Source organism: Limosilactobacillus galli (assembly GCF_947381495.1).
In the GTDB taxonomy this organism is placed as follows: Bacteria; Bacillota; Bacilli; order Lactobacillales; family Lactobacillaceae; genus Limosilactobacillus; species Limosilactobacillus galli.
Genome location: NZ_CANCWK010000016.1, coordinates 1 through 20,170, shown reverse-complemented (window position 1 = coordinate 20,170; position 20,170 = coordinate 1). Strand labels below are relative to the sequence as shown.

At 54.5% G+C, this 20,170-nt stretch carries 14 protein-coding genes; 10 read left to right on the top strand and 4 right to left on the bottom strand.

What is annotated here, in order from left to right; translation table 11 throughout:
- Window positions 1-420: 420 nt before the first annotated feature.
- From rlmH to QOS10_RS04825, 4 genes are all read left to right on the top strand, one after another.
- Complete coding sequence (gene rlmH, locus QOS10_RS04840) at window positions 421-900, top strand: 23S rRNA (pseudouridine(1915)-N(3))-methyltransferase RlmH (RefSeq protein WP_283594123.1); 480 nt, start codon at window positions 421-423, stop codon at window positions 898-900.
- A gap of 222 nt (window positions 901-1,122) precedes the next feature.
- Complete coding sequence (locus QOS10_RS04835; protein WP_283594121.1) at window positions 1,123-1,287, top strand: hypothetical protein; 165 nt, start codon at window positions 1,123-1,125, stop codon at window positions 1,285-1,287.
- Between the two features lie 79 nt (window positions 1,288-1,366).
- On the top strand, window positions 1,367-1,903 hold the full coding sequence (locus QOS10_RS04830; RefSeq protein WP_283594119.1) for an NADPH-dependent FMN reductase: 537 nt from the start codon (window positions 1,367-1,369) through the stop codon (window positions 1,901-1,903).
- A 203-nt stretch (window positions 1,904-2,106) separates the two neighbouring features.
- Complete coding sequence (locus QOS10_RS04825) at window positions 2,107-3,279, top strand: iron-containing alcohol dehydrogenase (RefSeq protein WP_283594118.1); 1,173 nt, start codon at window positions 2,107-2,109, stop codon at window positions 3,277-3,279.
- Between the two features lie 88 nt (window positions 3,280-3,367).
- Here the strand turns inward: QOS10_RS04825 and QOS10_RS04820 are convergent, their stop codons facing one another.
- The 3 genes from QOS10_RS04820 to QOS10_RS04810 form a co-directional block, all read right to left on the bottom strand.
- Window positions 3,368-3,796, bottom strand: coding sequence for an OsmC family protein (locus tag QOS10_RS04820; RefSeq protein ID WP_283594116.1), 429 nt, complete (start codon window positions 3,794-3,796; stop codon window positions 3,368-3,370).
- A gap of 65 nt (window positions 3,797-3,861) precedes the next feature.
- Complete coding sequence (locus tag QOS10_RS04815; RefSeq protein WP_283594115.1) at window positions 3,862-4,857, bottom strand: D-2-hydroxyacid dehydrogenase; 996 nt, start codon at window positions 4,855-4,857, stop codon at window positions 3,862-3,864.
- Window positions 4,858-4,859: 2 nt separating this feature from the next.
- The gene (locus tag QOS10_RS04810; RefSeq protein ID WP_283594113.1) at window positions 4,860-6,044 is read right to left on the bottom strand and encodes an aminotransferase class I/II-fold pyridoxal phosphate-dependent enzyme; all 1,185 of its coding nucleotides are present in this window, start codon (window positions 6,042-6,044) and stop codon (window positions 4,860-4,862) included.
- Window positions 6,045-6,509: 465 nt separating this feature from the next.
- On the opposite strand from QOS10_RS04810, the gene QOS10_RS04805 reads away from it, so the two are divergent.
- Both QOS10_RS04805 and QOS10_RS04800 read left to right on the top strand, forming a co-directional pair.
- Window positions 6,510-6,752: a transcriptional regulator gene (locus QOS10_RS04805; protein WP_283594111.1), complete on the top strand. Its 243-nt coding sequence runs from the start codon at window positions 6,510-6,512 to the stop codon at window positions 6,750-6,752.
- 73 nt (window positions 6,753-6,825) lie between these two features.
- Window positions 6,826-9,024: an ATP-dependent Clp protease ATP-binding subunit gene (locus QOS10_RS04800; protein ID WP_283594110.1), complete on the top strand. Its 2,199-nt coding sequence runs from the start codon at window positions 6,826-6,828 to the stop codon at window positions 9,022-9,024.
- A gap of 69 nt (window positions 9,025-9,093) precedes the next feature.
- Here QOS10_RS04800 and QOS10_RS04795 read toward each other — a convergent pair whose 3' ends face one another.
- Window positions 9,094-9,684 carry a GNAT family N-acetyltransferase gene (locus QOS10_RS04795; RefSeq protein ID WP_283594109.1) on the bottom strand — a complete coding sequence of 197 codons (591 nt, stop codon included), beginning with the start codon at window positions 9,682-9,684 and terminating at the stop codon, window positions 9,094-9,096.
- Window positions 9,685-9,805: 121 nt separating this feature from the next.
- Between QOS10_RS04795 and cls the strand changes: the two genes are divergently transcribed.
- From cls to QOS10_RS04775, 4 genes are all read left to right on the top strand, one after another.
- Window positions 9,806-11,272 (top strand): cardiolipin synthase, encoded by a 1,467-nt coding sequence (cls, locus tag QOS10_RS04790; RefSeq protein WP_283594106.1) that lies wholly within the window; start codon window positions 9,806-9,808, stop codon window positions 11,270-11,272.
- Window positions 11,273-11,372: 100 nt separating this feature from the next.
- Complete coding sequence (locus QOS10_RS04785; protein ID WP_283594104.1) at window positions 11,373-15,125, top strand: PD-(D/E)XK nuclease family protein; 3,753 nt, start codon at window positions 11,373-11,375, stop codon at window positions 15,123-15,125.
- Window positions 15,125-19,318, top strand: coding sequence for a helicase-exonuclease AddAB subunit AddA (gene addA, locus QOS10_RS04780; protein WP_283594103.1), 4,194 nt, complete (start codon window positions 15,125-15,127; stop codon window positions 19,316-19,318). The genes QOS10_RS04785 and addA overlap by 1 nt, the downstream gene beginning before the upstream one ends.
- The gene (locus QOS10_RS04775; RefSeq protein WP_283594101.1) at window positions 19,305-20,123 is read left to right on the top strand and encodes a LacI family DNA-binding transcriptional regulator; all 819 of its coding nucleotides are present in this window, start codon (window positions 19,305-19,307) and stop codon (window positions 20,121-20,123) included. Before addA ends, QOS10_RS04775 begins: the two co-directional genes overlap by 14 nt.
- The last annotated feature ends 47 nt before the right edge of the window (window positions 20,124-20,170 follow it).

Below are 20,170 nucleotides of genomic sequence, written 5' to 3'. Positions count from 1 at the left end.
ACAATGCCACGGTCAGTTGCCTGATGAGCACATTCCGTGGTATTTTTACCGAAAATTTAACAGAAAAATGAGATTAAAATGAATTGTGGATAAGTCCGTGGAAAAGTTGCGGGACAGGCTTTAGAAATTCTTAATCACTGTGATAACGGCGTTTGCGTCGGTTGAGAAGTTATCCACAGGCGGGGCGACGCGGTGTTGATAAGTGGATGTCTGTAGAATTGAGGAGCGGAGATCCATTGGTATTACTGGCTTCTTGGGCTTCCTTAGCGAACAACTGTTTTTGTGGAAAACTGTGGATAACTTTTACTGGCGAAAGGGCTTTACTGGTTAAAATGGAGCCGAACATTCGGCAAAGCCGAAAATTGAGTTATGCACCTGTGGATAAGTATGTGGATAATTTGTGAAAAGCGGTGGAAAATTATGAACATTAAGATTATTGGTGTTGGAAAACTGAAGGAGAAGTATTTTAAGGCCGGGATTGCTGAGTATGCCAAGCGTCTGGGCCGGTTTTGCAAATTTCAGATTGTTGAGGTACCGGATGAAAAGGCCCCGGAATCACTGAGTCAGGCCGAGATGGATGAGGTGATGGCTAAGGAAGGGGAGCGAATCCTGGCCAAGATCAAGGATCGCGAATACGTGTACGCCCTGGCGATCAAGGGAAAGGAACGCAGCTCAGAGGAGTTTGCCAAGGAGATCAACCAACTGACGACCTATGGCCACAGTGACATTACCTTCGTCATCGGGGGTTCGCTGGGGTTGAGTCCGGAAGTTTTGAAGCGGGCCGACACGCAGATTTCCTTTGGGCGGTTCACCCTGCCCCACCAGCTAATGCGCTTAGTTTTGACCGAGCAGATCTACCGGGCCTTCACGATCATCAATGGCCTGCCCTACCATAAATAATTAAGGAAAGCTTAGGGATCGTAAAATCTGTTAACAGTCTGTGCCAATCACTATTGATGGTCAGCAGTCCCTGCTAAAATAAGGTCAGATTATAAAACAGGGAGTTGATTGACTACTTCAATGGATATTGAAAGGGTGAAGCGACTGTTATTACTCAGCTTGGTGATTCTTGGACTCGTAGCGGCTGGCCGATCGGTGCGCGCAGCCGCCACTGAGCTCGCTGTGTCGCCCATGGCCATCACCGCCGTCCCGGTCGCGTCCGGGGAACAACGCGAACCGCGGCAGCGCAAGCTCCAGTTCCGGGCCCGGCTGCTGAAACATTGGTGGCAGCCGCGGACTGGTGTTGTGGCCGCATCCCGGCGTCCGCTTATTACCAAGATCATCTGACAAATGGGGTCAGCAGATTGCTGGCCTTTTTTGATCAGGATCTTAGAATAGAGTTAAGTAATAAAGGAGGTCCTCTAAGATGAAGAAAGTAGCAATTATTGTCGGCAGTGTCCGGCCCAACCGGCGCAGCAGCCAGGTAGCCGCGTGGTTGAAGGCTCAGTTGCAGAAGAGCCAGCGGGTGGAATTCGACGTGCTCGAGCTCGCCGACGTTGACCTGCCGATGATGGACGAACCGGCGATCCCGTTTATTGGCGTCTACGAGCATGCCAAGACGCGCGAATGGAGCAAGCTGATCGGCCAGTACGACGGCTTCGTCCTGGTCTTCCCGCAATACAACTGGGGCTATCCGGCCGTGTTGAAGAACGCTCTTGACTACCTGGCAAAGGAATGGCAGGGCAAGCCAGTCAGCCTGGTAACGTTTGGTGGTCATGGCGGAACTCAGGCCCAGGTGGCCATGCGGCTAGTGGTTGCCGGACTGGGAATGACTCAGCTGGCGGTCAACCTGCAGATCAGTTTGATGCCGAGCGATTCGGTTGCCAAGGCCGACCGGCTCCTGCACACCCATGACCAGGAGGCCGCCCTCTTGCGGCAGGACTTTGAAAATCGTTTAGGATAATTGTGTAATATTAAACGACCACTGATTTTTCGGTGGTCGTTTTCATTTCTTTGGAATCGATTTCTTTGCGATAAAGTTAAATAAATGAAACAATTATTAAAGATTGTGCAATTATGAACAAAAATAACCGTTTTTCCTTGATTTTGTCGGAAATCTATGTGATTATGAGAACGTATTCAAATGCCATGAGGAGGCTACTATTTATGAATAGACAATTTGATTTCTTAATGCCAAGTGTTAACTTCTTTGGTCCTGGTGTTATCGCCAAGATTGGTGACCGTGCTAAGATGCTTAACATGCACAAGCCACTGGTCGTTACCCAAGAGAGCTTGGAAAAGATTGAAAACGGCCCCGTTGTTCAGACGATTGAATCACTGAAGAAGGCTGGTGTCGACTACGCCATCTTCACCGGTGTTGAACCTAACCCAAAGATTCGTAACATCAAGGCTGGTAAGAAGATGTACGAAGAAGAAAAGTGTGACTCCATCATCACTGTCGGTGGGGGCTCTGCTCACGACTGTGGTAAAGGAATCGGGATTATCCTGACGAATGGTGACGACATCACCAAGCTGGCCGGGATTGAAACGCTGGACAACCCACTGCCACCTCTGATGGCTGTTAACACGACTGCCGGGACTGGTTCTGAATTGACCCGGCACGCGGTTATCACGAACGAGGAAGACCACTTGAAGTTCGTTGTTGTTTCCTGGCGTAACATCCCATTGGTATCCTTCAACGACCCAATGCTGATGCTTGGTGTGCCAAAGTCAGTTACGGCTGCTACTGGCTGTGACGCCTTTGTTCAATCAATCGAACCATACGTTTCCGTTGACCACAACCCAATCACGGACAGTCAATGCAAGGAAGCTATCCAGCTGATCCAAGAAGCATTGCCAGAAGCCGTTGCCAATGGTCAAAACGTTGAGGCCCGGACCAAGATGGTTGAAGCCGAAATGCTGGCCGGGATGGCCTTCAACAACGCCAACCTTGGTTATGTTCACGCCATGGCGCACCAACTCGGTGGTCAATACGACGCCCCACACGGTGTCTGCTGTGCATTGCTGCTGACCACGGTTGAAGAGTACAACCTGATCGCTTGCCCAGATCGGTTCGCCGAACTGGCCCGGATCATGGGTTACGACACGACCGGCCTGACCACCATGCAAGCTGCCGAGAAGTCAATCGACGGGATGCGTGAGATGTGCAAGGCTGTTGGAATTCCATCATCCATCAAGGCAATCGGTGCTAAGCCAGAAGACTTCCCATTGATGGCTGAAAATGCCCTGAAGGATGGGAACGCATTCTCCAACCCACGTAAGGGTACGAAGCAAGACATCATTGACCTTTACCAGAAGGCATACGATGGTATTTACTAATTAACGGTGTGGGCACTATTTAATTAGCGACGAAAAAAGTCACCCGCAGATGAGGTTTTCACCTGCGGGTGACTTTTTTAATGCCCACTTAATTTTCTTTAACAAAACCGTCTTGCACAAACTTCGTCCCGAATGCCAGGGTGTTTTCAACCGGGCACTTGCGAGCAACGTCGGCGAGAAACTTTTGGATGTCCTCGTCTGATTCGTCACTGCGGACATGCGGCTGGTAGCGGATCTCGGTAAACTTGTAGCGGTTGTCGTCATTGGCGACATCCTCGCGGCCCAGATCACCTTCAATGTCAACCCAGAAGGCGCGGAGGTCAAAGTGCCGCTTGCGGGCCAGTTCCGTGGCGGTGATTGCCTGGCAGGCCCCGAACGAGGTGAGCAGGATCTCAACCGGGTTCATCCCCGTGTTGGTGCTTTCTGGCTCGTCAAAAGTGATTTCAAACCCGCGCGCTCCCGCGGAAACCTGCATTCCAGTGTTGGTCTTGGTTGCCTTTACCTTATAAGTACTCATAGAAAACGCTCCCTTGCTTTTTCTCTCAGTGTACTTGGGTAAACCCGGGGCGTCAATTTTAATGCCTAGGCCGAAACCGTGTGCGGCGACTCCTGCCCGTTCAGGATCGTAAGGACGTCGGTGAGGGCGAAGTCGACCATGTTCTTGACGGCCAGGTTGGTGAAGAAGGCGATATGGGGAGTCAGGATGACGTTATCCAGGTCGTGGAGCGCCTGAATCTGGGGCTCATCGGCCAACCCCCGTTCCCGCCGGTCAGTTTGGAAGACCGCTCCCTCCCCCTCAACGGTATCGAGGGCCGCTGCGGCAATCGTTCCCGCTTTCAGGGCGTGAATCAGGTCGGCGGTATTAACGACTGGTCCCCGACTGGCGTTGACCAGGCCCGCTGTGGGCTTCATCAGGGCAAAGTCCTCCGCGGTCAGCAGGCCCTCGGAGGTCGGGTTGAGGTCAACGTGGAGACTGACCACGTCGGCGCGCTTGAGGAGGTCCTCCTTGCTGGTGTATTCCACGATGGCCTTCATTTCATCGCGGGGCTGGGTATCGAAGCCGAGGACGGTGGCGCCCAGGGCGTTGAGGAGCTTGGCGAGGGTCCCGCCGATCCGGCCGACCCCGATGATGCCGATGGTGGCGGTGTGGATCTCCAGGGCCTGCTCGTCGCTGAACCAGCGGTAGTCATTGGTAGCTACCTGGTGATCGAAACGGTAGGACTTGCGGAGAAGCCGGAAGATCTGCATCAGGGCGTGTTCAGCGACACTGCGGGGCGAGTAGGCCGGGACATTGGTGACGGTCAGGTCGTTCGCCTTCGCAGCAGCCAGGTCGATCATGTCGAAACCGGCTGTCCGGGTAGCGATCTGCTTGATCCCGTTGGCCTTCAGCTGGGGGTAGACGGCGGGGTCGACCTTGCTCCGTTGCTGGATTACTAACCCGTCGACATCGGCCGTCAAGTCGACCGCATCGTCGATTAGCTTAGGGGTAGTGACAATTTCGATCTCGTGTTCCTTGGCGAACGCCTTAATCGCGGGCTGTTCGTCGTCCCGAACGCTGGTCATTAGAATCTTGGTCATGGTTAGTCCTCCTCTACAAAGTGCTTGATGCGTTCAATGGCAGCCTTGATATTATCGAGACTGGCGGCGTAACTGATCCGCAGGTGGCCCTGCCCGCCGGCACCGAAGTAGGAGCCCGGAATGACAGCGACCTTCCCCTTCTGGGCGAGGTCGGTCGCGAACTTGACGTCGTCGGTCCCGAACTTAGCCGGCAATTTGGCGAATACGTAGAAGGCCCCGTTGGGAGTGGTGATTTCAAAACCCAACTTGCGGAGGGCGGCGACCAGGAAGTCCCGCCGCTCCTGGTAGGCGGCCTTCATCTGCTGGGTCGCGGCCTTACCAGCATCGGTCGCGAAAGCCGCGGTTGCCGCGGCCATCGCCGGGTCGGAAGCCGCCGTGATCATCATGGCGTGGGCCGCACTGACGGGCCCCATCAGTTCCTTAGGGCCGGCAATGAAGCCGATCCGGTAGCCGGTCATGGCGTGGGACTTGGAGGCCCCGTTCAGGACCAGGGTCTGGTCGGGGATGAATTCAGCAATGGAGGTGTGACGGCCATCGTAGACCAGCTCAGAGTAGATTTCATCAGCGATCACGATCAGGTTGGTGGCCTTGACCGCTTCGGCGAGGGCCTTGACCTGATCATGGGTGTAGGTAACGCCGGTCGGGTTGGATGGGTAGTTCAGTACCAGGGTCTTGGCGTTGGGGTGCCTGGCCAAGACCTGCTTGAGGCGGGTTGGGGTCAGGACGAAGCTATCCGCGCTGGTGTCAATTTCGACCGGGGTGCTGCCGAGGAGGGTAGTGACGGATGCGTACAGGGGGAAGGTCGGAGTGGCGATCAGGACTTCATCTCCGGGATTGGTGATGGCGGTCAGGGAGGCATAGATCCCTTCGGTGGCGCCGACCGTGACGGCAATCTCATTAGCCGGGTCGTAGGTCAGGTTGTAACGATCGCGCATGAAGTGGGCGATGGCCTTGCGCAGGGCGACGGTCCCGTTGCCGGGGGCGTAGTGGGAGTCGTTGTCTTGGATGCTCTTGATGGCGGCCTCCTTCATGGCCTCGGGGACATTGAAGTCGGGCTCACCCAGGGTCAGCTTGATGATGCCGGGGATGGCACTGGCCTGGTAGTCGAACTGCCGGATGCCGACCGGTTTGAGGCGGGCGAAGTTTTTGTTGAGATTTTTCATAATTGCGGGTTTGACAGCGGGCATAAGATCATCCTCCTTAATAATGAGAAAAGGCCCCGACACTGAAATACTTCAGTATCCGGACCCTTCATCAGATTGGAATGAGTATATAAAGAAGGCTTCCGGATACTTGGGGCTTATCCGGAAAGCACAATGATGAAATCACTGCTGGCTAAGCGGACAAGCTGTCGCTAAACCAGAAGTCATACGCTTGTTTCAGTTGGTGCATAGCGTTATTCATCATTGGCTCCTCCTTTTGATTAACTGATTAGGACCTATTCTAATCTCTTTTTAATAAAAGTCAATAATTAAATTAGAAAAAGATTAAAAATATTGTGAGAAAGTATTCAATGGAGCGGTGGGACTGGTGTGGGACGTGGGCCATCACCAGTCAAAAATAAGCAAAAATTAATTCACTTCCTTCATATATCACGCTTGTGTTATATCACAAATGTGGTATAATAATAATCATGAAGGAAGTGAATAGCGATGCGGATCGATATAAAACATTATCTGGAGGTTAATGATTTAACCATCTACCAGGTGTCGAAGCGCTCCGGCTATGGCTACACGACTTTACATAAATCATTCAACAAACCACAATCAAGTTCTACATCGCTTAATTTGCGTGATCTTGACGCACTGGCCCGTGCCCAGCACAAGGCAATGTGGCAGGTCCTTCGCGAACTGGAGACGCACTACCTAGAGCGCGATCGTGGCGAGTCGACGTAGCCAAGGGGCGTCAAACCTTATAATAATGACTACAAATTTTGAAAAAACTAACTAAATAGGGAGGTACTGCATAATGGCTCAAAATCCAATGGATCCATTTAACAGCGATATGAATGACATCTTTAACCAATTAATGGGCGGCATGAACGGCTATAACTCCGAGAACCGGCGCTACATGATTAATGGTCGCGAAGTTACACCAGAAGAGTTTGCCCAATACCGGCAAACTGGTCAATTGCCTGGTGGTGCAGCACCACAAGCTGGCCACCCAGGTCAACAACCAAACGAAGGCAAGGAGAGCATTCTCCACAAGCTTGGCCGGAACCTGACTGAAGAAGCCCGGGAAGGTGAGCTGGACCCTGTAATTGGCCGGAACAAGGAAATTCAAGAAACGGCTGAAATCTTAAGCCGGCGGACGAAGAACAATCCAGTGCTGGTTGGTGACGCCGGGGTTGGTAAGACCGCCGTTGTCGAAGGCCTGGCTCAGGCCATTGTTCACGGTGATGTTCCAGCTCCAATCAAGGACAAGGAAATCATCAGCATTGACATCTCCGGTTTGGAAGCTGGTACGCAATACCGTGGAAGCTTCGAAGAGAACATGCAAAAGCTGATTGATGAAGTCAAGAAGGCGGGGAACATTATCCTCTTCTTCGATGAAATTCACCAAATCATCGGTGCCGGTTCAACCGGATCTGACAGCGGCTCCAAGGGGATGGCGGACATCATCAAGCCAGCCCTTTCTCGTGGTGAAATCACGGTCATCGGTGCTACGACCCAAGACGAATACCGGAACACCATTATGAAGGATGCTGCTTTGGCACGGCGGTTCAACCCAGTTACGGTTAACGCCCCAAGCAAGGCCGACACGGTTGCCATCCTGAAGGGTATCCGGGACCTCTACGAACGTCACCACAACGTCAAGTTGCCTGACGACGTTCTCCAGGCTGCCGTTGACTACTCCGTTCAATACATGCCACAACGGGCACTGCCAGACAAGGCCATTGACCTGATCGATATGACGGCCGCTCACCTGGCTGCAAAGCACCCGGCACATGATGCAAAGCAGATCGAAGCTGAAATCAAGAAGGAAGAAAAGACCCAGAAGGACGCTGCAGCCAAGGAAGACTACAAGGCTGCCCAAGCTGCTAAGGACAAGATTGCTGACCTGAAGAAGCAGCTTAGCCAAAACTCCGAAGACGAAAAGGTTACGGCAACACCAGAAGACGTTGCGAACGCCGTTGAACAGATGACTGGTATTCCGGTATCCAAGATCGGGGCCAGCGATGTTGAACGTCTGAAGGATATGGACAAGCGGCTCGAAGGCAAGGTTATCGGCCAAGACGAAGCCGTTGAAGCTGTTTCGCGGGCCATCCGGCGTAACCGGGCCGGCTTTGACGAAGGCGACCAGCCAATTGGTTCCTTCCTCTTCGTTGGTCCTACCGGGGTTGGTAAGACTGAATTGGCTAAGCAATTAGCCCTCGACATGTTCGGTTCCAAGAACGACATCATCCGGTTGGATATGTCTGAGTACTCGGACCGGACGGCTGTTTCTAAGCTGATCGGGACGACGGCTGGTTACGTTGGTTACGACGACAACAGCAACACCCTGACGGAAAAGGTACGTCGGCACCCATACTCCATCATCCTACTTGATGAAATTGAAAAGGCCAACCCACAAGTTATCACCCTCTTGCTGCAAGTCCTCGATGACGGTCGCCTGACTGATGGTCAAGGGAACACCGTTGACTTCAAGAACACGATCATCATTGCTACTTCCAACGCTGGGTACTCCAGCGATGCTCCAATCAAGCTGGGTGACAACGAGGACGAGGAAGACCTGATCAAGAAGCTGACCAACTACTTCCGTCCAGAATTCCTCAACCGGTTCAACGCCATTGTTGAATTCCACAGCTTGACCAAGGAAGACTTGCAGAAGATCGTTGACTTGATGCTCGCCGATGTTAACAAGACCTTGGCTAAGAAGAACATGGACGTTAAGGTAACCCCAACCGCTAAGAAGTACCTGATTGATGAAGGTTACGACAAGACCATGGGTGCTCGTCCACTTCGGCGGGTCATCGAACGCGAAATCCGTGACAAGGTCACTGACTACTACCTTGACCACCTGGACGCCAAGCACTTAGTTGCTGAAATGAAGGATGGCAAGCTGGTAATTGTTGATGCCAAGGATGCTGCTAAAGACGACAGCAAGGAATACACGGCTAAGGATGACCAGGCTGACGATAAGGATGCCAAGAAGGAAGACAAGTAATTCAGCCGACAGTAATCGCTGAATAAATAATTAAGACCCGCGCGGGAGATTTCTGTGCGGGTCTTTTGTTTATTTATCGTGGTGGAGCAGCGGCTTCATGAAGTCGTTGTCGACATGCTGCCGGGTCAGGTGTGACTGGTCGAGGTTGAGCTCAAAGGCAATTCGCCGGGGGTCGATCTTGTCGTCGACCTCGATCTCACCGCGCTGCTCAAAACCGCAGCTTTTCGCCAGTCCCTGCATGGCGACGTTCACGTGGTGGGTATCCAGGCGGAAGTTGGTGAAGCCCTTGACCAGCCCAAGGGTCAAGAGGTTAGAGATCAGAAACTGCCCGAGATGGTGGCCGCGGAAGTGCCCGCTAATCACTACCCGGTGGAAGGTGGCGTAGGGCTGATCCGGCTGCGCCCACTGGCCATTTTTAATATGCTGGTAGGCCGGATCGGGGGTGAGCTGCATGGCCACGTAGCCGGCAATTTGCTGTTCGATCACGAGTACCCAGCCGATCTTTTTGGTGATGTCTTCGGTAATCATGGTAGCGTTGGGATGGCCATCCTGCCACTGGGGACTGCCGGCCTTCTTCATCGCGGCCTTGGCATCCGCAATAATCTGCATGATGGTGTCCCGGTCGGCCAGTTGGGCCTGGCGAAGGTAAATCTGCGTCATTTATCTGCACTTCTTTCTGCAAAATTTATGGCTATCTTAACACAGATTCGCGGATTTGCCGCTATTCGATCAGCAGGGGGTGCGTTAGAATAGTAATAATAACTTGTGAGGAGGAGAAGTGATGGCGTTAACGTGGGCGATTGTTCGCTGGATTATTCTGGGCATTATCCTGATTAACGAAATTGCGGCGATCTATACGGTTTTCCGTGAGAAACGGGATATTGCGGCCACCTGGGCCTGGCTTTTGGTCCTGACCTTGATCCCGGTTATCGGCTTCATCATCTACGCCTTCCTCGGCCGGAAGCTGCCCCACCGGCGGTTAAACCTAATGAAGACCCAGACCCAGCTCCGGATCCAGGAGGCCATTGACCGGCAGAAGCAGCAGTTCATCAATATGCCAAAGCCGCGGCACACCACCACCCAGATCTACCGGCGAACGGTGATGCTTTTCCAAAGCTTGGACGACTCCTTCCTCAGCCAGCATAACCAGGTGACGATCTATACGGATGGGGAAAAGCTTTTCCGGCAGATGTTCGACGAGATCGCGGCGGCTAAAAAAAGCATCCACATTGAATTCTACACGATTTATAACGACCAGATTGGGAACCAACTGCGGACGCTTCTGGAGCGGAAGGCCGCTGAAGGAGTCGAGGTCCGGGTATTGTATGATTCCTGGGGCTCAATGGGGGTTCGCCAGAGTTTCTACGATGGCCTGCGGGAACGCGGCGGTCACGCGACCCAGTTCCTGCTGACGCACAACAATCTCTTTGACTTCCGGCTGAACTACCGTGACCACCGCAAGATCGTGGTGCTCGATGGCAAGATCGGTTACGTCGGCGGCTTCAACGTTGGTGACCAGTACCTGGGCCGGCTGCCGAAGTTTGGTCCCTGGCGTGATACCCACCTGCGAATTATCGGCGGGGGTGTTTACGGACTACAGCGCCGGTTTATCGGTGACTGGAACGCCTCAGTTAGTCGCAGCTCAGAGAAATTGAATCATTACCGGCAGTACTTTCCCGAGATCCAGGTTCAGCACGGTTCAACTGCCCTCCAGGTGGTCTCCAGCGGTCCGGAATCGGAACTGGAGAAGATCAAGCTGGGGTACCTGCGGCTGATCAACACTGCGCAGGACCACATCTGGATCCAGACCCCCTACCTGATTCCCGACGATAGCGTCCTGGATGCGCTGCGGGTAGCCGCTCACTCCGGAATCGATGTTCGGATCATGATTCCGTGCAAGCCGGACCACCCCTTTGTGTACCGGGCGACCCAGTATTATGCCCATGTCCTGGCCAATGAGGGTGTGACCATCTATACCTACCAACGGGGCTTCCTCCATGCCAAGACCATGATGATTGATGGTAAGATGTCCTCAGTGGGGTCGGCAAACTTGGACTTCCGGAGCTTTAAGCTGAACTTCGAGATTAACGCCTTTATCTATGACAGTGACACCACTGATCAGCTGGAGCAGATCTTCGTCAATGATATTCGCAACAGCCGGGTGGTGACGGCGGCGGTCTTTGACCAGCAGTCCCGGTGGTTGCACTTTAAGCAGCGTTTCTCACGACTGCTTTCCCCAATTCTGTAAACTGGCGACCTTGTTCATCAATTTTTTAATTCTTTTGCTGGAACATATGTTCGTATGATAAAATACAGGTGTAATACACACACGAAAGGATGAATAACTTATGGGAAGCCTGGGTTTTGTTCTAGGGACCGCGGCGGTTGATCACCAGCAGGTCCTGGTTGATCAGCTGGCGGACCAGCTGAAGGCGGCACCAGCTGAGGATACCTTCTTCTATATTGTGCCCAACCATATCAAGTTTGAAACGGAAATCAGTGTTCTTGACGGCCTGCGGGAACGTCAGAATCATGGCAGTACGCAGGAGCGTTTTGCTGCCAGCCGGGTTCAGATCTTCTCTTTCAGTCGGCTCGCCTGGTACCTTTTGCGGGACACACCCATCTTCCGGCGGACTCGCCTGTCCAAGGTAGGGACGGCGATGTTGACGACTAAGATCCTGCAGGAACATGCCGGCGACCTCCGCCTGTACGCCAGTGAGATCCAGCACCCCGGCTTCGTCCAGAAACTGACCGACCAGCTGGCGGAACTGCAGACGGCTAACATCACCGCTGATGATTTTTCGACGATCCTCCAGAAGGCCCAGGCCGACAGCCAAGTCAAGGACAATCCAGCCTGGCTGGCTAAGATGCACGACGTTGAGCTGATTTACCACGCATACGAGGAACGCCTGCAGAAATATTTCCTGGGAAATATTGACCTTTACCAGCAGCTGGCCCAGTACCTCTACGAACAGCCGTCCAGCAAGCATATGCACTTCTTCCTGGACCGCTTTACCCAGTTTACAGCTGCCGAGCAGCAGGTCGTCGATGCCATCATCCTCAATGCCGGTACCACCACGGTGTCATTCACTCTGGACCGCGGCTATCCCGACCAGCGCCACCCCAACGCCAGTGAGCTTCCAGAGAAGAGTGACCTCTTTTACAACTCGGCAATGCAGTACCACCGGCTCTGGAAGTTTGCCCAGGCCCACCCTCAGCAGGTGCGATTGCTCGACAACGCCGAGTACGCTCAAAGTCCCCGGGTTAGTCAGGACCTGGCCGCGTTCGACCGCTTCTTTAAGCGCTATGCAGCCGAACCAATCGACCTGACGGCGGGGGCTCCCCTGATTGATCTCGCCAGCATCCAGGTTCACTCGGTTCCCAATCGTTTGGCGGAGCTTAACCACGTCGCCACTCAGATCCGCCAGATGGTGGCGACGGGGAAGTACCGTTACCGTGACTTTTTGATCCTGACGCGCCACCTGGATGGCTACCAGACGATGATCGACCCAGTCTTTGCCAGTCACCAGATCCCGATCTTCAATGACCACGAACGGCGGATGGATAAGCACCCACTGGTCGTGTTGCTGACGGCACTCCTCCAGATTCCCCTTCATGATTACCGGACGAGCGACATCATTCAGCTTCTGAAGACCTGGCTCCTGCTGCCGGCCGGCCCCAATCCGGGGGAACTCGCCGAGGCGGTCTTTACGACGGAAAACTGGTGTCTCAAACAGGCAATCGCGGGCAAGCATGCCTGGACGACCCAGGATCCCAAAGAGATTGCCGAGCTCTGGCAGGTTAAGGGAACTAATCCTGATGCAGCCAACTATGCCAGTTCACGGCAGAAGAAGGTCAATGATCAGTTGCAACTGATTCGGAATTTCGTCGGCCAAACCCTGATTCCGTTCTTTGACGAACTTAAGGAGGTGCAGACCGGACGAGAACTCGCAACTAAGCTTTATCAGTTTCTCGTCGATAACGGGGTGACGAAACGGCTGAATAATTGGCAAAATTACCAAGCCGACCAGGGAAACATGGACCTGGCAAGGCGGCCCAAGCAGGTTTGGGCGACCTTCTGCCAGATCATTGAGGAGTATGTTCTAATCCTTGGCGACCAGCAAGTCGAAAAGAACAGCCGGACCGATCTGCTGACCAATTTCAGCGAGGTTCTGCAGGCCGGTTTCGCAGCGGCACAGTACTCTCAGATCCCCGCAACTCTCGACCAAGTGGTCATTTCCGAAACGGGGATCGTGCAGAGCCAGAGTCACCGGGTGGCCTTCATGATCGGGGCCACGGACGATGTCATGCCCGAGGTTCACGATGATGAGGGGTTGCTGACGGATAGTGATAAGGACCTCTTAAGCAGGTACCTTGATGCCGACTCGCAGTACCTGCCGGCGACCGCGGTGGACCAGCTGGAAGACGAACCTTTCCTGCACTACCAGGGCTTCATGAGTGCGCGTGAGCAGTTGATTATCTCGGCGCCCCAATTTGGGGAGGATGATAAGGAACTCAAGCCATCGCCATACTTGCTTGATACGGCCCGCTTCTTTAATATCACCGGCAAGACGGTCCCGCTGGCCACTAGTCCCGCCGGCCAGGCGGATGCAACCCCGTTTGTCAGTGCGCCGCTCGCTACCATTAACCAGCTGGTTCAGGTTATCCGCCAGCTCAGTGACGACCAGGGAATGGCAGTTGGTCAACGACCGCAATGGCCGGCCAGCTGGAATAAAGTTGGCGCTGCCTTAACGAAGCTGGCTGAACATGATGGTGCACTGCAGGAGCGGCTTGATACCATCCAGCGGGGATTCGACTACCGCAATCAGGCCAAGAATATCACGGCGCCGATGGCTCAAGCCCTGTATCTGCACACGGCCGCGGACGAACCGGGCCAGGTTCTCTACGCGTCGATCTCCCAGTTGCAGGACTTCTATGTCAACCAATATGAGTACTTCCTGAAGTACGGTCTGCGCCTGCACAAGCGGGACGAGCTGGCCCTTTCCAACGACCGGATCGGGACCTACTTCCACCGGGCGATGGAGGTTTTCGTCAACCTCGTCCGGGACTCTGCCCTCAGCTTTGCGGATCTGGCTAAGGCTGAGAACCAAGCAGCCCTGACCGGATTTACCAGCCGGGCCCTGGATGCGGCCGACCAGCTCCAGCCAGAGTTATTACGGCTGGTAAGCTCATCGGCCCAAGCCCGCTTTCAGTACCAGCAACTGACGTCGATCGTCAAGACAATGCTGAAGACCCTTTGTCAGCAGGCCGCCAATGCCCACTTTGTTCCACGCGAAACAGAAGTTCAATTCGGCCAGATCAATGGCCGCCAAGAAGCAGACTGGGCACCGCTTGAATACCCGCTTGATGCCCAACGGCACATTCAGCTGCGGGGACGGATTGACCGGGTTGACCAGATCGACGTTGGCAACCAGAAGTACCTCGCGGTGGTGGACTATAAGTCGGGGGACCGACTCTTTGATCTGACAGCGGCCTACTATGGGATTTCCCTCCAGCTGCTGACCTACCTCAGCGGGCTGGAAGTTAACCTGGATAAGCTCCAGCTCAGTTCGGCCAACCTGGCAGGAGCACTTTACCTTCACTTGAGCAACCCGAAAATCAGCGCAATGGACTTCTTGAAGGGGTCACCAGCACACCGTGACCAGCGCCTTACCGACCTGCGGCTCAAGGCCCACCAGTATAAGGGAATCCTTTTGAACAACAGCGACCTGTTGAACAACATTGCCAAGCAGGGGCATGCCGACCTGGTCTACCCCCTGAAGAAGAATGGCGGGTCGGGAAAAGAAGCCCTGCTGGCCGATGCTCAGCAGCTGCAGTGGCTGCGTGACAATAACCGGCGGCTGATCATTGATGCCGGTAAGCAGATCCTCAGTGGTCAGCTCAAGTTGAACCCTTACCGGCTGATTGATGGCAGCAAGCGCCGGACTGGCCTGGACTATACCGATTACCTGGATATCTACCAGTTTGACAGCATGCTGGATCAAGGCCTCTATCATGAGCTGGACGCCCGGATTGCCAAGGAAAAGTTCGATGATGTGCGCAAGAAAGAACAGAACAACGATGATGGGGAGGATCAATAATGGCAGAATTTAAGCCAACTGATGCCCAGAATGAGGCAATCAAAACCCGGGGAAAGAATATCCTGGTCTCGGCCGCGGCCGGTTCCGGTAAGACTGCCGTGCTGGTCAACCGGGTAATTGAGCTGATCAAGGAAGGGCAGGATATTGATCGGATGCTTCTGGTGACCTTTACCGACGCGGCCGCCAAGAATATGCGTGATAAGATTCGGCAAGCCCTCCAGAAGATCGCCCAGGACCCTCATCAGCCCAAGGTAATGCGGGACCGGATGACCAACCAGATCAACCGGCTGGCCGCGGCCGACATCAGTACCATTCACGCCTTTTGCCTAAAACTGATCAAGCGTTACTACTACCTGATCAACCTGGACCCGCAGTTTCGGATGCTGACGGACCAGACGGAGCAGCTCCTGCTGGAGGAAGATGTCTGGCAGCAGATCAGTGAGCGCTACTACGCCGATGCCGACCAGGAGGCTGACGGGATGGCATCGTTCCGCCAGTTGGTCCTCAACTTCTCGAGTGACCGGGACGATCAGGGCCTCGACGACTTGATCCTGAAACTGTACGATGTGGCCAATGCGCAGGCTGACCCAGCGGCCTGGCTGCGTCAGATGCCGCGGAGCTATGACCTTGCGGGGGATGTCCTTGAGACGGTCTTTTACAAGCAGCACCTTAAGCCGGTTCTGGTTGAGAAGCTTCGCCAGTTCCAGCACGATGAGGAAGAGGCGATCCAGCAGGCCCAGGCGGCAGATATTGCTAAAGACGTCGCCCAGGTCAAGCAGGAGAAGGCGATGTTCCAGCAGCTGATTGACCAGTTGAACGGGGGAAGCGATCGGGATGTTCGGATAACCCTTCAGCAGGTCAACTTTGCCAGCTTCCGGGGGAAACCTCATGATGCCGATCTTCTGAAAATCTACCAGGCCCTCCAGAAAGAACGGAACCGGCTCAAGAAGGACTGGGAACGCCTGGTCAAAGACTACCTGGGAAAAGAAGACGATGAGCCCGCGCTGATCGCTAAGGTTCAAAATATTCAACAGCAGTTTGCCCAACTGGCCGCGCGGGCCGACGACCTGCCGCAGTCACAGCGGGTTCTGACCCAGGACCAGCAGCAATTGCAGGTCGTGCTGGATGTATTTAAGCCGGTGACCTGGAACTCCTTGCGCGCGTCCTTTAACAGCCTGTCATTTAAGACTCTTTCAAGAATGACGAAGGATGCAACGACGGAGATGACCGCGGCTCACGAGACGGTCAAGACGGTCCGCAAGGGGATCAAGGACCAGCTGGGCAAGATCCAGGAGCACTTCTTTGTTTATGATGAAGACCAATTGCGGACGATCTCGCAGCAGGCCCAGGCGATCCTGCGCAAATTGAGTGCGGTGACCCAGGACTTTCTGGATCAGTACCAGCAGACAAAGCTCAACCGCCACGTTCTAGAGTTCAGCGACCTGGAACATTACGCCTACCAGATTCTCTGCCCAGCTGCTGACGACGCAGACTGGCAGGCATTGGTTGCCAACCTGCAGGACCATTACCAGGCCATCATGGTGGATGAGTACCAGGATACCAACCAGCTTCAGGAGAGTATCTTAATGCGGCTGACTAAGGCGGATGCCCACAATCTCTTCATGGTGGGGGACGTCAAACAGTCGATCTACCGCTTCCGGGAGGCTGATCCATCCCTCTTTCTCAATAAGTACCAGCGCTACCAGCATGCAGCCGGCAGTACGGCGATTGTCCTGGGAGAAAATTTCCGCTCGACGAGCAACGTGACGACCTTCACCAACCTCCTGTTCAGCCAGCTGATGGATCCTGAGGTGGGGGAGATCGCTTATGACAAGGATGCAGAGCTGAAATACGCCGCCCATTACTACGATGATGCCGAAGCTCCTAAGCCAGTCGAGATCATGCTCTACGACGCTAATGCCCGTCAGCAGGATAAGGGGGCCCGGCGCGAAACTGATAAGCAGATCGGCGAGTTTCAGATGGTCGGTCGGCGGATCAAACAACTGGTTGAGGGGCATGCGCAGATCTATGATGCGGATGCTAAGCAAATGCGGCCCGTCCGATATGGCGACGTTGTTATTTTGGAGCGGACCAAGGCGATCAACAATACCCTGATGGAGCAGTTCAACAAGCTCGACATCCCGCTGACCGTCCACGACGTCGAGAGTTACTTCCAGGCTACCGAGGTCCGGGTAATGCTGGCCCTGCTCAAGGTGATTGATAACCCGCACCAGGATATTCCGCTGGTAGCGGTTCTACGTTCCCCGATCGTGGGGCTTGATAACCAGGAACTCTCCTTTGTCCGCCTGCAGAACCAGGCCGCTGACTACTACACCGCCCTGAAGACTTTCATTTACAACTACCGGCACCACCACAAGATGCGGCCCTACAAGAACGCGGCTGACCTGCTCAGTCCTGAGCGCCAGCAGACCCTCTATCATAAGCTTGCGACCTTGATGGACCGGCTTGACCAGTTCCGGCACACGGCACAGCAGGAGACCCTGGTGGATCTGATCTGGCAGATTTATCAGGAGACGGGCTACTTGGACTATGTCGGGGCGATGCGGGGCGGTCAGCAACGGCAGGCCAACCTCCACGCCCTCTATCAACGGGCCCACACCTACGAGGAGAGCAGCTTCAAGGGCCTGTACCAGTTTGTGCGCTTCATTGAAAAGATGCAGGAACACGATAAGGACCTCGGGGTGGCCCCAACCCAGCTGACCGCCAACACGGTCAACGTGATGACGATTCACGGCAGCAAGGGTCTTCAGTTCCCGATTGTCTTCCTGGTCGACGCGACGCATGGCTTTAACGATAGTGCCAAGCATTCTTCCGCCGTGGTGGACGCTAAGGCCGGGGTCGGGATCCGTTGGCTGGATGATGACCGGGTCGTTTACGACACCCCTCAGCGGCAGGTTGCCATTGACATGGTCGGTCGCAGCGAGCGGGCGGAGGACCTGCGGGTACTCTACGTGGCCCTGACCCGGGCAGAACAGCAGCTGTTTATCACGGGTTCGTTCAACGATGAGGTGAAGACCCAGAGCCTGGCCGCCTCCTGGAACCAGTGGCAGAAGGCCTTTCAGAGTCAGGGAACCGTGCTGAGTCCCCAGCCGCGACTCGATGCTGACTCATTCATGGACTGGGTGGGTCTGGCCTTGACCCGTTATGCCAACAAACGTAATCATTTCACCGCGGCGGGGCTGGCAGTTGGGGATGCAACTCTGGCCGATAGTGTCCTGACGGGAAATGATAGGCGGGCTCAAACAGCGGCTGCCATGGGCTTTGTTGTGCGAACTTTCGATGCTGCTAGCCTTCATGAACTGTCCGTGGCTTCGGCTGGGAATAGTGATGAGAAGAAAACTAATGCTGCGTCAGCGCCGGCTCCGCGAACCGGTCAGCAGGACTTTGCTCAGATTCTCGGCTATCAGTACCCCCACCGGACGGCAACGATGACGACGGCCTACCAGTCCGTTACGGACGTCAAGCGGGTCTTTGAGGATGATGACCCCCGCCTGGGCCAGCGTGATTATGCTGATGATGCGGAGACGACCGTTGCTGATGAGAAGAAGCACAGCGGAATTTACATTAATCCCGATTTCGCAGTCCCGAGTTTTATTCAAAATGACGAAACAGCTCCGAAGGCAACCCAGGTGGGGACGGCAACCCACCTGGTCTTCCAGAAACTGTCCCTCGACCAGCCGGTCACGGCGACGACGGTTCAAGACGAAATCACGGATCTGATTCAGCAGGGACTGATGAGTCCGGCGGTTGCTGCGCAGATCGACGTTGCCGGTGTCGTGGACTTCTTCAAGACGGCTGTTGGTCAGCAGATCCTGGCCCACCCTGACGATTACCACCGTGAGGAACCGTTCGCGATGATCATGAACGGCCATGAGCCCTTTGAAGACATTGCACCTGATGATAATGACCAGGTCCTGATTCACGGGATCATCGACGGTTACCTGGTCACTAGTGACGGGATCATCCTGGTTGACTACAAGACTGATCACCTGACGCCGAATCCCGCGGCAATCAAGAAGGTGGTTCAGAAGTACAGTGGTCAGCTCCGCCTGTATGCCGAGGCACTGAACATCATGCAACCGATTCCGGTTGTCCAAATGGGTCTATACCTGGTAGAATTGAGAGAGTTTGTATCAATTCAAGGTGGAGATGAAAATAGTGGCGACCATTAAAGATATTGCCCAGCGTGCCGGGGTGTCGGTATCAACCGCGTCCCGAGCGCTCAATGATAACCCGCGGATCAGTCAGGCAACCCGGCTGAAGGTCAAGCAGGTGGCCAGTGAGCTGAACTACCAGCCTAACTACAACGCCCAAAACTTGACCCGGGGGGAATCAAACATGGTGGGGCTGGTATTTCCAGTGACCACCGTTACGGCCCCGGCAAATCCCTTCCACATCGACTTGATGCGGGGGATCAGCAGTGCCCTTAAACCGCTGCAGTACGAGATGGTGGTGGCGATTGCGCCCAACCCGACGGAACTCTTGGCCAGCGTCAAATCGATGGTGACCCAGTCTAAGGTTCATAACTTCCTGATCTTCTACACGATGGCCAATGACCCGGTGACCGCCTACCTGCGTAAGCACCAGCTTAACTTCGTGGTGATCGGTCACCCGACCGCCCAGCATCCGGACCGTTTCGTTGATAACGACAACGTCAAAGCGGGCCAGGCGGCCACGGAGCGCTTGATCACCCGCCATGGTGTTCAGCGGCCGGTCTTCTTGGACTCGGGTGCCAACTGGACCTACGAAGAGGCGCGGCGCGCTGGTTACCGGCAGTGCATGACGTTGCACCAGTTGCCGGCGATCACCTGGTCGGCCAGCCGGGATGGGGATATCCGCCAGTTTCTGGATCGCCACCCCGAGATCGATGGAATTGTCTGTGCGGATGATATCCTATACGGCCAGCTCAATCGGTACTTGCAGCACTACGACCTTCCGATTGCCTGCTTTAATGATGTTTGGCCGGAAATCCCGTGACTTTAGTCATGGGATGGATAGGCCCCTTTAGCGCCCGTTAGGGCGTT

Bases quoted from the DNA above. Each gene is read 5' to 3' on its own strand.
- QOS10_RS04785 (WP_283594104.1), top strand. From the start codon at position 11,373: ATGGGAAGCCTGGGTTTTGTTCTAGGGACCGCGGCGGTTGATCACCAG.
- QOS10_RS04825 (WP_283594118.1), top strand. From the start codon at position 2,107: ATGAATAGACAATTTGATTTCTTAATGCCAAGTGTTAACTTCTTTGGT.
- QOS10_RS04830 (WP_283594119.1), top strand. From the start codon at position 1,367: ATGAAGAAAGTAGCAATTATTGTCGGCAGTGTCCGGCCCAACCGGCGC.
- QOS10_RS04810 (WP_283594113.1), bottom strand. From the start codon at position 6,044: ATGCCCGCTGTCAAACCCGCAATTATGAAAAATCTCAACAAAAACTTC.
- QOS10_RS04815 (WP_283594115.1), bottom strand. From the start codon at position 4,857: ATGACCAAGATTCTAATGACCAGCGTTCGGGACGACGAACAGCCCGCG.
- QOS10_RS04800 (WP_283594110.1), top strand. From the start codon at position 6,826: ATGGCTCAAAATCCAATGGATCCATTTAACAGCGATATGAATGACATC.
- rlmH (WP_283594123.1), top strand. From the start codon at position 421: ATGAACATTAAGATTATTGGTGTTGGAAAACTGAAGGAGAAGTATTTT.
- QOS10_RS04820 (WP_283594116.1), bottom strand. From the start codon at position 3,796: ATGAGTACTTATAAGGTAAAGGCAACCAAGACCAACACTGGAATGCAG.
- QOS10_RS04795 (WP_283594109.1), bottom strand. From the start codon at position 9,684: ATGACGCAGATTTACCTTCGCCAGGCCCAACTGGCCGACCGGGACACC.
- QOS10_RS04805 (WP_283594111.1), top strand. From the start codon at position 6,510: ATGCGGATCGATATAAAACATTATCTGGAGGTTAATGATTTAACCATC.
- addA (WP_283594103.1), top strand. From the start codon at position 15,125: ATGGCAGAATTTAAGCCAACTGATGCCCAGAATGAGGCAATCAAAACC.
- cls (WP_283594106.1), top strand. From the start codon at position 9,806: ATGGCGTTAACGTGGGCGATTGTTCGCTGGATTATTCTGGGCATTATC.